Genomic DNA, 13,147 nt, shown 5'->3' with positions numbered 1-13,147 from the left:
CCGTCGCTCCGATGATCAGAGCGACGGCGCGAACGTACTCAGCCGAGCAGGCCCATCAGGGCAATCGCGATCAGCACCACCGCGGGGGCGAGGGCGTTGATCCAGGCGCGCTGCGCGGGGGTGAGGGCGGCGGTGCTGTTCATGGCGTTTCCCAGGGTCGAAATCGATGCTTCCGCCCTGCTCAGCGCGCTGATCATGCCCTTCGTTAGCGGCTGTGATCGAACTCACCGGCATCCGGGTGACGGCGGCCCCGGGCGGTGAACCAGAGGACGCCGCCTGCTGCTGCCACCATCGTTGCGAATGCTGCTGTGCCGACCACGATCGCCTGCGTCATGACCCGTCTCTCCTAGCAAAAGTCGTTTACCGAGAGACGTCGAAACCGCGAAAAAGTGCACTCAGCGTAACCGAGATCACAGCGATGACAGCACCGAGTCGATCTGTGAAGCCAGCGAGAAGTCCTTCGCCGTCAGGCCGCCCGCCGAATGGGTGGAGAGCCGGAACGTCAGGGTGCGCCAGCGGATGTCGATGTCCGGGTGGTGGTCGGCCGCCTCGGCCAGCACCGCCACCCGGTCGACCACCTCGATCGCCTGGGGGAACGAGGCGAGTTCCACCTCGCGGGAGATCACCGCACCCGACCTGGTCCAGCTCGCGCCCAGTCGTCCGTCGGCCTCGGAGTCGCTCAAGATTTCCGTCATGTCTCCATGGTCGTCCGTCCTGGACTACGCTGCACGGTTGCCACGGGAGTCCGGTCAGCCGGGCTGAGAGGCGGGTCACCCCGCGACCGTTCGCACCTGACCGGATCATGCCGGCGAAGGGAGGGCTTCCCTCCTCGTCCGGCGAAGTGCAGGAGGGGTAGATGAAACGCAGGGCTGTTCGCGCGGCGACGGCCATCGCCGTCGTCAGCGTCGTCGCCGCGGGGTGCTCGCTGTCGGACGGCGACGGTGGCACGCAGCAGACGCCCACCGTCACCCTCGTGACGCACGACTCCTTCCTGGCGCCGCAGGAGGTGCTCGACGCCTTCCAGAAGCAGTCGGGCATCAAGATCTCCGTGCTCAAGCAGGGCGACGCCGGATCGCTGACCAACAAGCTCGTGCTCACCAAGGCCAACCCGGTCGGCGACGTCGCGTACGGCGTCGACTCGACCTTCGCTTCGCGCGCGCTCAAGGAAGGCGTCTTCGAGCCCTACACCAGCCCGGAGGCCGACCGCGGGCCGCAGCGGTACGCCGTCGATCCCGAGCACCGGTTGTCCGCCGTCGACGTCGGGGACGTCTGCGTCAACGTCGACGCGAACTACTTCGCCACCAAGGGGATCCCGGCGCCGGCCAGCTACGACGACCTGGCCGACCCGAAGTACAAGGACCTCCTCGTCGCCGAGGACCCGGCCACGGCGTCGCCCGGGCTCGCCTTCCTCCTCGGCACCATCGCGAAGTACGGCGAGGCCGGTTGGCAGGACTACTGGACGAAGCTGAAGGCCAACGGCCTCAAGGTCGTCAGCGGCTGGGAAGAGGCCTACACCAAGGAGTTCTCCGGCTCCTCCGGCAAGGGACCGCGGCCGATCGTCGTGTCGTATGCGTCTTCGCCCGCCGCCGAGGTCGGGGACGACGGGAAGCCGCGCACCAAGGCGCTGCTCGACACCTGCTACCGGCAGGTCGAGTACGCCGGCGTGCTCGCCGGCGGCAAGCAGACCGAGAGCGCGCGCAAGGTCGTCGACTTCCTGCTGTCGCAGCAGTTCCAGGCGACCGTCGCGGCCAACATGTACGTCTACCCGGCGCGCCAGGGCGTCGACCTGCCCGCGGGCTGGGCGCAGGTCGCGCCGCTGCCGCAGAAGCCGCAGACGCTGACGGCGGACCAGGTGCAGGCCGGCCGGGAGAAGTGGATCGGCGAATGGCGCACGCTCGTGCAGTCGTAGCCCCGCCAAGGCAGGCTCGGGGGCTCGGCCTGGCGTTGCTGGGGCTGGCCCCGATCGGCTTCCTGGTGGTCTTCTTCGCCTGGCCGGTGCTGGCGATCGTCGGGCGCGGGTTCGCCGCGGGCGGCCTCGACGTCGTCCTCGGCGACGCGCGGACCTGGCAGCTGGCCGGGTTCACCGTCGCGAGCGCGGCCGCGTCGACGCTGGTGGCGGTGGTGGCCGGGCTCCCGGTGGCGTTCCTGCTGGCCCGGGTGAAGCTGCCCGGCGTCGGCCTGGCGCGGACGCTGGTGCTGGTGCCGTTCGTGCTGCCGACCGTCGTCGTCGGGCTGGCGTTCCGCGCGCTCTGGCCGGACGGCGGCGTGCTGCCGATCGTGCTCGCCAACGCCTTCTTCAACGTCGCCGTCGTCGCGCGCACGGTCGCCGGGCTGTGGGCGCGGCTGGATTCGCGGACGACCGACGCCGCCCGCGCGCTCGGCGCGTCCCCGTGGCGGGCCTTCCGCTCGGTGACGCTGCCCGCGCTGGCCCCGGCGGTCACGTCCGCCGCGGCCGTGGTTTTCCTTTTCTGCGCCACCAGTTTCGGGGTCGTGCTGATCCTCGGCGGCGCGAAGTACCGGACGCTCGAGACCGAGATCTACCTGCGCACGGTCGACCTCCTGGACCTTTCGGGCGCGGCGGCGCTTTCCCTGATCCAGTTCGCGGCCGTGGTCGCCGCGCTGGTGCTCGGCGGGCTGGCCCGGCGGCGCAAGGAGGGGGCCAAAACCGGTTCCGGCGGCGCACGGCGGCCGCGTGGCGGCGAGTGGTGGGGCGTCGGCGCCGCGGGTGTCGTCCTGGCGCTGCTGCTGACGCCGATCGTCGCGCTGCTCGCCGAGTCGGTGTCCACTGAGGACGGCTGGAGCCTCGCGGGCTACCGCGCGCTGAGTGGCACCGGGGAGAAGGGCGCGCTGCAGGTGTCCGGCTGGGACGCCGCGGTGAACTCGCTGAAGGTCGCGATCGACGCGACGCTGCTCGCGACCGTGGTCGGCGTGCTCGCGTCCGTGGTGCTGGTGGCGCTGCGGCGCTCACCCGCGAAGTCCGCGCGCGGCCTCGGCGAGACGATGGACGCCGTCCTGATGCTGCCGCTGGGCGTGTCCGCGGTGACCGTCGGCTTCGGCTACCTGGTCACGCTCGACGCGCTGCCTGGCGACCTGCGGACGTCGCCCTACCTCGTCCCGCTGGCCCAGGCGCTGGTGATCACGCCGCTGATCGTGCGGATGGTGCTGCCGGTGCTGCGCTCGGTCGACGTCCGGCTGCGGCAGGCCGCGTCGACGCTCGGCGCGAGCCCGCTGCGGGTGTGGCGCGAGATCGACCTGCCGCTGGCGCTGCGGCCGCTGGTCGCCGCCGCCGGGTTCGGCTTCGTCGTGGCGCTCGGCGAGTTCGGCGCGACCAGCTTCCTCGCCCGGCCGACGGCGCCGACGCTGCCGGTCGCGATCGCGTCGCTGATGGGACGGCCGGGGGAGCTCAACAACCAGATGGCGTACGCCGCGTGCGCGCTGCTGATGCTCGTGACGGTGCTGGCGGTCGCGCTGATCGACCGGCTCGGACGCGGCCGGGTGGGGGAGTTCTGATGGCGCTGTCGGTGCGGGACCTGACCGTCCACTACGGATCGTTCGCCGCGGTGCGCGACGCCCGGCTGGACATCGCCGACGGCGAGGTGCTGGCGCTGCTCGGCCCGTCGGGGTCGGGGAAGTCGACGCTGCTGCGCGCGATCACCGGGCTCGAACCGGGCGCGCGCGGCTCGGTGAGCTGGGACGGCGAGGACCTCGGCGCGGTGCCGGTGCACAAGCGCGGGTTCGGGCTGGTGTTCCAGGACGGCCAGCTCTTCGGTCACCGCGACGTCGCCGCGAACATCGCTTTCGGCCTGCGCATGCACGGCGTTCCCCGCGCGCAGTGGGCACCGCGGGTCGCCGAACTGCTGGCGCTGGTCGGCCTGACCGGCTTCGAAAAGCGGCGCGTTACCGAGCTTTCCGGCGGTCAGGCCCAGCGGGTCGCGCTGGCTCGGGCGCTCGCGCCGAAGCCGCGGCTGCTGCTGCTCGACGAGCCGCTGTCCGGGTTGGACGCCGGGTTGCGCGAGCAGCTGGCCATCGACCTCGCGGATTTGTTGCGGCGCAGCAAGATAACGGCGCTCTTGGTGACGCACGATCAGGAAGAGGCGTTCACGCTCGCCGACCGGGTCGCGGTGCTCGACGCCGGGCAGGTCCGGCAGGAGGGCGCGGTCCTGCGCGTGTGGCGCAACCCGGCCGACGACGACGTGGCCCGGTTCCTCGGCGTGACGACGTTCGTGGACGGCGTCGCGGCCGACGGGCACGTGCACACGTCCCTCGGTGACGTCGCGCTCCCGGACGTCGCCGACGGCCCGGTCCGGCTGGGCTTGCGGCCGCACGCGCTGCGGGTCGCGGCCGAAGGCGTGGCCGGCGAAGTGGTGGCCGCGGTCCACCGCCGCGAGCACGTCCGGCTCGTGGTGCGCCTGGCGGAGTCCACTGTGGACGCGGTGGCCCCGGCGGCGTCGGACCTGCGCGCGGGCGACGCGGTGCGGGTGGAGCTCGACCCGGACGGCGTCGCGCTCGTCGGTTGACGCCCGCCGGGAAGCGGCGTCACCGGCCTCGTCCGCGGGTCAGCGCCGACAGGAGAATGCTCAAGACCCGTCGAGCGTCGGCGCGTCGGCGGTGGTCGGTGTGCAGGGTGGCCGTGAGCACCACGGCCGCCATCAGGAGCAGGCCGACGGTGGTCGCGGCGGCCAGCACATACGGCAGCACCGGCGTGTTCACGACGAGCGCGGATATCGACGACACGGAGAGACCCCTTCCCGTTCACGGCCCCGAAGGTGCTCGGGATGACCCTGCACCCAGTCTCCGGCACGTCACCACCGCGAGAACGGTTGCTGACGAAGGTCGACGGATACTGACGGCTCGTCCCGTAAGCTCGGCCGGAGTTGACGATTCTCGACGCCAAGGGTGGGGAAGCGCCGTGACAACCGTGGGTATCGCCATGCCCGGGCCGGATCGCTTGCCACCCGGCCCTCATCGCGACCTCGTCGAGGCGCTCCACGAGCTGTACCGCGGTGCCGGGAAGCCGGGGTTGCGCCGGATCGCGAAAGCGGTCGTGGACGGCGACTTCCGCGACACCGTCAGCCACGAGAAGATCAGCACGATGCTGCGAGGGGAAAGCCTCCCCAGCTGGACGAAGCTGGAGCCGGTCGTGCGGGTGCTCGCCGGCTGGAGCACCGCCCGCCTCGACGTCGACGAAGAGAGCGTCCGGCTCCAGCGGCTCTGGCACCGGGCGCAGGCGGACGAACCCGAGGAGCTCTCCCCGCCTCGCGACTGGCAGACGGATCTCGGCGACGTGGTCGGCTTGGCACCGTTCAAGGAAGCGATCCACGACCTCGCGAGCCTGGTGGAAGTGCGCCGGTTCCTCGGCAGCGGTGACGTCCCGCTCCCGAGGTTCGTGTTCGCCGGGCCGCCCGGCACCGGCAAGACCGAGGCGGCCCGGATGACCGGCCCCATCCTGCGCGAGCTGGGGCTGTTGCGCCGCGGCCAAGTGGTGGAGGTGTCCCGGGCGGACTTCGCCGCCACGTACTTCGGCCAGGCCGCGGACCGGGTACGAGAGGCGGTCCGGTCGGCGATGGACGGTGTGCTGTTCGTCGACGGACTCCTGAGTCAGCCCATCGCCGAGTCCGACCAGGAAGTCGTGGACACGCTCGTCGTCGAGATGGAGCGCCACCACGACCGGCTCGCGGTGATCATCACCGGGAACAAGGACGACCTGGGCGCGTGGGGCGCGCCGAACCCGGGGCTGGCTTCCCGGTTCACCCCGCCGGTCGAGTTCCCGCCCTACACCGACGCGGAACTCCTCGAGATCCTGCGCCGAGCGGCCACGGCCAAGGGGTACGACTTGCGGCCCGAGGCGGCCGAGCGGGCGGCCGGCTGGCTGGTGGCCCGCCGGGCCGCTCGCCCCGCCGAGTTCGGCAACGCCCTCGCGGTCCGGGAACTGCTAGCCGGGATGGAATCCCGCATGGCGCGGCGCATCGGTACGACCACGCCCGCGACCCCCATCGCGCTGCTCGCGCAGGATGTCCCCGGACCATGACCGTCAGCCGTCGCGGGTGGAAAGGCGTGCGTAGGCCAGCGAGAGACCGATGACGATGTAGCAGACCGCGCGGAGGGCGCCTTCGCCGAGCATCTGCGTGCCCATCGGGTCCTGCAGCACCTCCGCCGGTGCCATCGACCAGTTCTGCGTCAGCAGGAACGGGTGCAGCCAGTCCAAAGAGGACAGGAAGCCGAGGATGGTGAACACGATGTCGGTCGCCAGGACGGACGCCACCACCAGCATCGGGTGCTCGGTCCAGCTGGAGATCGCCAGCGCCACCGCGCCGACCGCCCACAGCTGGAGCACCACCCAGCCGGCCACCAGCAGGATCCGGGCCAGCGCGCCGCCGAGTGACAACGTCGTGCCGGACAGCGTGAACAGCGAATCCGTGCCGTTGATGATCAGCCCGGTCACGACGCCGGTCACGCACATCGCGAGCACCGAGACCACCGACACGGTCGCGACGCCGAACGCCTTCACCGCGAGCAGCCGGCCGCGGCCGACCGGGGCGATCAGCCAGCCGCGCAGCGTTCCGTGTGCTGTCTCGCCGGCGATCGCGTCCGCGCCCGCCATGGCCGAGGCCAGCGGGAGCAGCAGTGCCAGCGACATCACGATCGCCGCGATCGGCAGGACGAACGCGTTGTTGACCGCGGACGCCAGCAGTGCGCCGCCGCCGTCGTCCGGGCCGCCGCCGCTGCCCGGCTGTTCGTCGACCAGGGTCAGGCCGATGCCGATGATCACCGGGATCAGCGCCAGCAGCCCGAGCACGGCCAAGGTGCGCGGCCGGCGGAAGATCCAGCGCAGCTCCGCGGCCAGCAGCCGGGGCAGCGGCACCGTGTCGTGGCCCGTGCGGGCCGTCGGTGCGTCGAGTACCGCGGTCATTCCGCCCCCTCCGTGAGCCGGGCGAACAGGTCTTCCAGCCCGGTGCGGGCCCGCGTCGCCTCGTGGACCGCGACCCCCGCGCCCACCAGGACCTGCAGCACCCGCGGGGCTTCCGCCGCCGTGAGGTCGGCGCGGACGCCGTCCGGGGTGAGCCGGGCGCCGATCCGGTTCTCCCGCAGCACTTCCACCGCCCGTTCCGCGTCCGGCGTGCGGACCAGCAGGGCCGCGTTCCCGGACTCGAGCAGCTCCGCCAGCTCGCCCTGCGCGACGACGTTCCCGCTCTGCAGCACGGCGACGTGCGTGCAGGTCGCTTCGACCTCGGCCAGCAGGTGCGACGACACCAGCACGGTGACGCCGTCGGCGTGCAGCTCGGCGACGATCCTGCGGATCTCCCTGGTACCAGCAGGGTCGAGGCCGTTGGTCGGCTCGTCGAGCACGACCATCTTGCGCGGCACCAGCAACGCCGAAGCGAGCCCGAGCCGTTGCTTCATGCCGAGCGAGTAGCCCTTGTACCGCCGGCGCGCGGCGGCGGTCAGGCCGACGCGCTCCAGCGCGGTGTCGACGGCGGCCGGGATCCCGGCCGAAGTCAGCCGGGGTTCCGCGGCGGCGAAGCGCAGCAGGTTGTCGCGCCCGGACAGGAACGGGTGGAAACCCGGCCCTTCGACCAGCGCGCCGACGTCCGGCAGCGCGTGCGCGGCGGCGTCCGGCATCGGACGGCCGAGCAGCTCGACCTCGCCCTCGGTCGGCCGGACCAGCCCGAGCAGCATCCGGATGGTGGTCGTCTTGCCCGAGCCGTTCGGCCCGAGCATCCCCACGACCGCCCCCTGCGGGATGTCGAGGTCGACGTGGTCGACCGCGACGGTGCTGCCGTACACCTTGCGCAACCCCCGCGTGCGCGCGGCGAGCGGGACCGCCGGGGCGGACGCCTCCGAAGAGACGTCCGCCCCGGACTGGACAGTCGTGCTGGTCACTTCTGACCCAGCGCCTCGTAGAGGACCTGCTCCGGCACCGCACCGGCGGCGAAGCGGCCGTCGTCGGTCAGGACCGCGGTGCCCACCTTCGTCGTGACGAGGTAGCCGCTGCCCCAGGTGCCGTTCACCTTCTTGGCGAACCGCTCGAGCAGTGCCTTCGGGTCGGCGGGCGCACCCTTGCGGTCGCCCTGGGCCTTCGGCGCCGCGTTCAGCGCGTCCGCCGGGACCTTGCCGGTGACGACGGTGTCCCAGCCGTCCCCGACGACCTTGGTGTCCTGCTTCGCCTGCGCGGCGAGGTCCTTGTCCTTCTGGTCGATCGTCGGCGTCTTCTCCTCGACCTTCGCGCCCTTCGGCGGGGTGAAGGTGAAGAGGTCGGCCGGCTGCTGGGTGAACTCGATCTCGCTGAACGCGACCTCGAGCGCCGGCGTCGACGTGCCGTTGCTCAGCACCGACACCCGCAGCGGCATCCGCGTCTGCGAGTCGACCGCGACGCGGATCTCGCGCAGCAGCGTCCGCTCGGTCGGCTTCGGCGTCAGGACCAGCTCGTAGGCCGGGCGGTCGGCGACGGTCGCGGTGCCGTCGACCGACACCGTGCTGCTCTCCCGGACCTTCGCCAGCAGCTCGGTGCTCGCGGCGATCGGGTCGGCCGTCTTCTCGCTGCCCGCGCCCTTCTGCTTGGCCACCTCGGCCGGGATGGTCACCTTGGTCGCGGTGTTCGTCTTGGAGCTGTAGTCCCAGACGGTCGTGCCGTCGTGGACCACGGTCTCCTGGCTGGCCCCCTGCGTGACCGCCAGCCGGCTCTTGCCGGCGCCGTCGCTGAAGATGTGCGCCGAGTCGATGTTCAGCGCCGACGCGCCCGGCACCGCGTTCCCCACCGCGGGCAGGCCCAGGTCGTTGCTCACCTTCACCGTGCCGTCGAACGCGCCCGGCTTCGCCTTGACCACCGACTGGACCAGGTCCTCGGCGCTCACCTGCGGCAGCGCCGGCTTGTCGTCCGCGCTGGCCGGCATCGCGACGAACGCGAGCCCGCCGGCGCCGAGCGCGGTGCCGACGACCGCGGCGGTGATGCCCTTCGTCTTCGGTTTCATGCGTCTCTCCCTGTGGTGTTCCCGGGCCGAGTGTGCCCGGTTCCCTGGCCACGACGCTTCCCTCTCGAGGCTGAGATACCCCTGAAGGTTCTCCCCCGCACGCTGAGATCGTGCTGAGAGCCGGCGCACGACCTGCGCGAACCGGCCATGATGAACCTCGTGAAACCTCGGGTGCTGGTGGTCGACGACGAACCGGGCGTGCGGAAGGCGCTGCAACGCGGGCTGCGCGCGGAGGACATGGACGTGGTCACCGCCGCGGACGGGCCCACCGGGCTGCAGCTGGCGAGCACCGGCTCCTTCGACGTCATCCTGCTCGACATCATGCTGCCGGGCCTGTCCGGCTACCGCGTGCTGGAGCGGCTGCGCAAGGACGGCGTCACGACGCCGGTGCTGCTCGTCTCGGCCAAGGACGGCGAGATCGACCAGGCCGACGGGCTCGACCTGGGCGCCGACGGCTACCTCGTCAAGCCGTTCTCCTTCGTGGTGCTGGTCGCGCAGGTCCGCGCGACGCTGCGCCGGGCGGGGCCGGAGGCGAGCCGCGGCACGCTGCGGCTGGGCGCGCTGGCCGTCGACCGCGGGCTGCGGCAGGTGCACTGGAACGACGAGGAGGTCGGGCTGAGCCCCCGCGAGTTCGCGCTGCTCGAAGTGCTCGTCGGGCGCGCCGGCACGGTCGTCACGAAGGACGAGCTGCTGCGTGCGGTCTGGGGCGAGGAGCAGGCCGTGACGCGCAACCTCGTCGAGGTGTACGTCGGATACGTACGACGTAAGTTGGACGCGGTCGGCGCCGGTGCGTTGCTGCGGACCGTGCGCGGGCACGGTTACCTGGCTTCCGACGCGCAGCTCGACGAGGTCATCACCCCGTGAGCTCCTGGTGGCGGGGCCGGTCCCTGCAAGTGCGGATCACCCTGCTGGCCGCGACGATCACCCTGGTCTGCCTGCTCGGGCTGGCGGCGCTGGCCGCGTCGAACCTCTCGCCGCTGCTCATCGGCTCGGTCGACCGCGAGCTCTCGAGCGCGCTCGGCCCGGCCGGCGCCGAAGTGGGTGCCGGCCGGCCGCTGTCCGGCGCGGCTCCGGTGACGCTGCGGGTCCTGGACACCGCGGGCGCGCCGGTGGACGGCGGCACCCCGACCGGCCTTACGTTGTACGACATCTCGACGCTGAAGGCGGGCCAGCCGGTCCAGCGCGACGGCGCGCGGTACCTCGGCACCGTCGTCAGCGCGCCGGACGGCGCTCAACGGCTGGTCGTGGCGGGTGCGGGCCTGGTCGGGTTCTCGGCCGCGGTGCACTACGGCGGGGTGTGGCTGGTCGTCGTCGCGTCGGTCGGCGCGCTGGTGGCGGGCTTCGCGACGTGGCTGGTGGTGCGCCTGTCGCTGCGGCCGGTCGCGCGGATGCGGGGTTCGGTGCGGGCGCTGCCGCCGGGCGCGCGGCTGGCGCTGCCGGACTCCCACGACGAGCTGCGCGCGCTGGCGGAGGAGTTCAACGCGCTGCTGGAACGGCAGGAGCAGGCGGCCGAGCGGCTCCGGCGGTTCACCGGCGACGCCGCGCACGAGCTGCGGTCGCCGGTCGCCTCGATCCGGGTGCAGGCCGAGGTCGCCGTCACGAACCCGGATCCGGAGCTGTCCCAGGAGACGCTGTCGGACATCCTCACCGAGGCCGAGCGGCTGTCGTCGCTGCTGGACGGGCTGCTGTCGCTGGCACGTTCGGACGCGGGCGAGGTCCCGCCCGCCTCGCCCGTCGAGCTGGTGAGCGAGGTGCGGTCGGCCGTCGCGCGGCTGCCGGCCGGGGCGCCGGACACGCGGGTGAGCACGGCGGTGGCGCAGGCCTGGGCGGCTTCCGCGCACGCCGAGGTGGAGCTGGTGCTGGACAACCTGCTGCGCAACGCCTGCCGCTACGCGCGCGGGGAGATCGTGGTGTCGGTGCTGGCGTCCCGCTCGGCGGTCCGGGTGGTGGTCGACGACGACGGCCCGGGCATCGCGCCGGAGCACCGCGAGAAGGTGTTCGACCGGTTCTACCGGATCGCCGACGACCGGGCCCGCTCGTCCGGGGGCACCGGGCTCGGGCTGGCGATGGTGGCGGAGACCGTCCGGCGCCGCGGCGGGCGGGTGCAGGTGGGGGAGTCCCCGGACGGCGGCGCGCGGTTCGTGGTCGTCTGGCGCGCGGCCGCGGGAGAGGCTTCCGGGTAGATTCCGGGGCTGTGAACGGTGTGATCGTGGGTGCCGCCCTGGTGCGGGACGGGAAGCTGCTCGCGCAGCAGCGGGCCTGGCCCGCCGACCACGCGGGGCAGTGGGAGCTGCCCGGCGGCCGGGTCGAGGAGGGTGAGTCGGACGCCTTCGCGCTCGCCCGGGAGTGCAGCGAGGAGCTCGACGTCGTCATCGAGGTCGGGGCGCGCGTCGGGGAGGACGTGCCGCTGCCCGGTGGGAAGGTGCTCCGCATCTACGCGGCTTCGCTCGTTTCGCCCGGCGGGGAGCCGCGGGCCGTCGAGCACCGGGCCGTGCGCTGGCTCGGGCCCGACGACCTCGACGACGTCGACTGGCTGCCCGCCGACCGGATCCTGCTCCCGGAGCTGCGCGCGCTGCTCAGTTAGCGCCGATCATCCGCAGCGCCGCGTCGAGCCGGTGGGAGCCGCGCTCCCGAGCCCGTTCCGCGCCCGCCTTGCGGACCCGGTCCAGCTCCGCGACGTCGTCGAGCAGCGTTAACGCTCGTTCACGCAAGGGTCGCAGCTCCTCGATCACCGCGTCCGCGACGGCGTCCTTCACCGCGCCGTACGTCGTGAACTCCGCCGCCAGGTCCGCCGGCGAGCCGCCCCGGCAGGCGGCCAGGACCTCCAGCAGGTTCGCCATCCCCGGCCGGGTCTCCGGGGCGTGCACCGGTACCGAACCGCCGTCGGTGACCGCGCGGCGGATCTTGCGGCGGACCTGGTCCGGCTCGTCCAGCGCGAACACCACACCCGCCGCGTCGCGCGTCGACTTCGACATCTTGCGCGTCGGGTCGGTGAGGTCCTTCACCCGCGCGCCCGCCGGCGGGAGGACCGCTTCCGGGATGGTGAAGACCTCGCCGTACGTGCTGTTGAAGCGCTTGGCCAGCGTCCGCGTCAGCTCGACGTGCTGCCGCTGGTCCTCGCCGACCGGGACCTCGCGGGCGCCCTGGAGCAGGATGTCCGCGGCCATCAGCGCCGGGTACGTCAGCAGCGACAGCCGCACGCCGGCCTGGCCCTTCGACTTCTCCTTGAACTGGATCATCCGAGCGGCCTCGCCGTAGTTGCAGGTGCACTCCAGGACCCAGGTCAGCGCGCCCAGCTCGCGGGCCAGGTCGGACTGCACGAACACCCGCTCGGGGTCGATGCCGGCGGCGATCAGCACGGCGAGCTGCTCGCTCGCCAAGGATCGGAGTTTCGCCGGGTTGTGCGGAGTCGTCATGCCGTGCAGGTCGGCGACGAAGTACAGGTCGTCCACGCCGCCTTCGCGGGCCCAGCGGCGGACCGCGCCGAGGTAGTTGCCGAGGTGGACGTGACCGGACGGGGTGATCCCGGACAGCTTGCTCATGTGTCTTCCTTTCGGGGCGGGACCACCCCGGAGAAGGCACGAAAAAAGGCCGCCCGTCCGGGGCGGCCGCTGGTGATCAGCGCAGGACTAGACGGCCGCCGAGGGCGGCCACCAGCTGGACGTCTGCGCGTGCATACGGCGAGCATAGGCGCGAAGGGGCGTGCGGGTCTACCGTCTAACCATGTATGTCGTCCTGCTGAACTACACGGCTCCGATCGAAGAAATCGACCTGGCGCTGCCGGATCACGTCGAGTGGCTGAACAGGCAGTACGAGCACGGCCACTTCCTGGCGTCCGGGCGGCGGAACCCCCGCGTCGGCGGTGTCATCATCACGCGTCCGCTGAACCGCGGGAAGCTCGACGCCATCCTGGCGTCCGACCCGTTCTGCGTGCAGCACCTCGCGCAGTACGAGGTCATCGAGTTCTCACCGACCAAGACCGCTCCGGAGCTGCGCTTGCTCAACGAAGCGGCACCGCATTAGGCGGCGAGGTCCAGCTTCGCCTTCTTGAGCGCCAGCACCGGGCACTTCTTGCAGCGCGGCTTCGACCGGCAGCACTTCTTCTTGACCTTGCCGGCCTTCATCAGCTTGCGCACGACCTTCCGGGGGTCGTCCGGTTGCTTCTTCCCCACGCGCAC

At 72.3% G+C, this 13,147-nt stretch carries 17 protein-coding genes and 1 riboswitch; of the genes, 8 read left to right on the top strand and 9 right to left on the bottom strand.

Features of this window, described 5'->3' with window-relative positions; translation table 11 throughout:
* Positions 1–38: 38 nt before the first annotated feature.
* From AB5J73_RS05065 to AB5J73_RS05055, 3 genes are all read right to left on the bottom strand, one after another.
* Complete coding sequence (locus AB5J73_RS05065; protein ID WP_370968540.1) at positions 39–197, bottom strand: hypothetical protein; 159 nt, start codon at positions 195–197, stop codon at positions 39–41.
* Positions 198–205: 8 nt separating this feature from the next.
* A complete protein-coding gene (locus AB5J73_RS05060; RefSeq protein ID WP_364453334.1) occupies positions 206–334 on the bottom strand; it encodes a hypothetical protein in 129 nt (42 codons plus the stop codon).
* Positions 335–410: 76 nt separating this feature from the next.
* Positions 411–695, bottom strand: a complete 285-nt coding sequence (locus tag AB5J73_RS05055; RefSeq protein WP_370968539.1) for a 4a-hydroxytetrahydrobiopterin dehydratase — start codon at positions 693–695, stop codon at positions 411–413.
* 32 nt (positions 696–727) lie between these two features.
* Positions 728–835: riboswitch (TPP riboswitch) on the top strand.
* Between the two features lie 21 nt (positions 836–856).
* Between AB5J73_RS05055 and AB5J73_RS05050 the strand changes: the two genes are divergently transcribed.
* Genes AB5J73_RS05050 through AB5J73_RS05040 form a run of 3 tightly spaced genes read left to right on the top strand, consistent with a single transcriptional unit; the run spans position 857 to position 4,517 of the window.
* The gene (locus AB5J73_RS05050; RefSeq protein WP_370968538.1) at positions 857–1,909 is read left to right on the top strand and encodes a thiamine ABC transporter substrate binding subunit; all 1,053 of its coding nucleotides are present in this window, start codon (positions 857–859) and stop codon (positions 1,907–1,909) included.
* Positions 1,885–3,510 (top strand): ABC transporter permease, encoded by a 1,626-nt coding sequence (locus AB5J73_RS05045; RefSeq protein ID WP_370968537.1) that lies wholly within the window; start codon positions 1,885–1,887, stop codon positions 3,508–3,510. Before AB5J73_RS05050 ends, AB5J73_RS05045 begins: the two co-directional genes overlap by 25 nt.
* Positions 3,510–4,517 (top strand): ABC transporter ATP-binding protein, encoded by a 1,008-nt coding sequence (locus AB5J73_RS05040; RefSeq protein ID WP_370968536.1) that lies wholly within the window; start codon positions 3,510–3,512, stop codon positions 4,515–4,517. Before AB5J73_RS05045 ends, AB5J73_RS05040 begins: the two co-directional genes overlap by 1 nt.
* A 19-nt stretch (positions 4,518–4,536) precedes the next feature.
* Here the strand turns inward: AB5J73_RS05040 and AB5J73_RS05035 are convergent, their stop codons facing one another.
* Entirely contained in the window at positions 4,537–4,734 is a 198-nt protein-coding gene (locus AB5J73_RS05035; protein ID WP_370968535.1) for a hypothetical protein, read from the bottom strand.
* A gap of 175 nt (positions 4,735–4,909) precedes the next feature.
* Between AB5J73_RS05035 and AB5J73_RS05030 the strand changes: the two genes are divergently transcribed.
* Positions 4,910–6,028, top strand: a complete 1,119-nt coding sequence (locus tag AB5J73_RS05030) for an AAA family ATPase (protein ID WP_370968534.1) — start codon at positions 4,910–4,912, stop codon at positions 6,026–6,028.
* Between the two features lie 3 nt (positions 6,029–6,031).
* Here the strand turns inward: AB5J73_RS05030 and AB5J73_RS05025 are convergent, their stop codons facing one another.
* Genes AB5J73_RS05025 through AB5J73_RS05015 form a run of 3 tightly spaced genes read right to left on the bottom strand, consistent with a single transcriptional unit; the run spans position 6,032 to position 8,969 of the window.
* Complete coding sequence (locus AB5J73_RS05025; protein ID WP_370968533.1) at positions 6,032–6,910, bottom strand: ABC transporter permease; 879 nt, start codon at positions 6,908–6,910, stop codon at positions 6,032–6,034.
* Positions 6,907–7,881, bottom strand: coding sequence for an ABC transporter ATP-binding protein (locus AB5J73_RS05020; protein WP_370968532.1), 975 nt, complete (start codon positions 7,879–7,881; stop codon positions 6,907–6,909). Before AB5J73_RS05020 ends, AB5J73_RS05025 begins: the two co-directional genes overlap by 4 nt.
* Positions 7,878–8,969, bottom strand: coding sequence for an outer membrane lipoprotein carrier protein LolA (locus AB5J73_RS05015; RefSeq protein ID WP_370968531.1), 1,092 nt, complete (start codon positions 8,967–8,969; stop codon positions 7,878–7,880). Before AB5J73_RS05015 ends, AB5J73_RS05020 begins: the two co-directional genes overlap by 4 nt.
* Positions 8,970–9,116: 147 nt before the next feature.
* On the opposite strand from AB5J73_RS05015, the gene AB5J73_RS05010 reads away from it, so the two are divergent.
* From AB5J73_RS05010 to AB5J73_RS05000, 3 genes are read left to right on the top strand one after another with little or no spacing between them, the layout of a single operon-like run.
* Entirely contained in the window at positions 9,117–9,833 is a 717-nt protein-coding gene (locus AB5J73_RS05010; RefSeq protein ID WP_370968530.1) for a response regulator transcription factor, read from the top strand.
* Positions 9,830–11,152 (top strand): ATP-binding protein, encoded by a 1,323-nt coding sequence (locus AB5J73_RS05005; RefSeq protein WP_370968529.1) that lies wholly within the window; start codon positions 9,830–9,832, stop codon positions 11,150–11,152. The genes AB5J73_RS05010 and AB5J73_RS05005 overlap by 4 nt, the downstream gene beginning before the upstream one ends.
* Before the next feature lie 11 nt (positions 11,153–11,163).
* Positions 11,164–11,553, top strand: coding sequence for a (deoxy)nucleoside triphosphate pyrophosphohydrolase (locus tag AB5J73_RS05000; protein WP_370968528.1), 390 nt, complete (start codon positions 11,164–11,166; stop codon positions 11,551–11,553).
* On the opposite strand, the gene trpS is transcribed toward AB5J73_RS05000, so the two are convergent.
* On the bottom strand, positions 11,546–12,511 hold the full coding sequence (trpS, locus tag AB5J73_RS04995) for a tryptophan--tRNA ligase (protein WP_370968527.1): 966 nt from the start codon (positions 12,509–12,511) through the stop codon (positions 11,546–11,548). The genes AB5J73_RS05000 and trpS overlap by 8 nt on opposite strands.
* A gap of 181 nt (positions 12,512–12,692) precedes the next feature.
* On the opposite strand from trpS, the gene AB5J73_RS04990 reads away from it, so the two are divergent.
* Positions 12,693–12,992, top strand: a complete 300-nt coding sequence (locus AB5J73_RS04990; RefSeq protein WP_370968526.1) for a YciI family protein — start codon at positions 12,693–12,695, stop codon at positions 12,990–12,992.
* Here the strand turns inward: AB5J73_RS04990 and AB5J73_RS04985 are convergent.
* Entirely contained in the window at positions 12,989–13,141 is a 153-nt protein-coding gene (locus AB5J73_RS04985; protein WP_323323339.1) for a hypothetical protein, read from the bottom strand. The two genes, AB5J73_RS04990 and AB5J73_RS04985, sit on opposite strands and share 4 nt — an antisense overlap.
* Positions 13,142–13,147 lie beyond the last annotated feature (6 nt).

The sequence above is a fragment of the Amycolatopsis sp. cg9 genome (genome assembly GCF_041346945.1).
Lineage (GTDB): Bacteria > Actinomycetota > Actinomycetes > Mycobacteriales > Pseudonocardiaceae > Amycolatopsis.
This window is presented reverse-complemented; position numbering and strand designations above follow the sequence as displayed.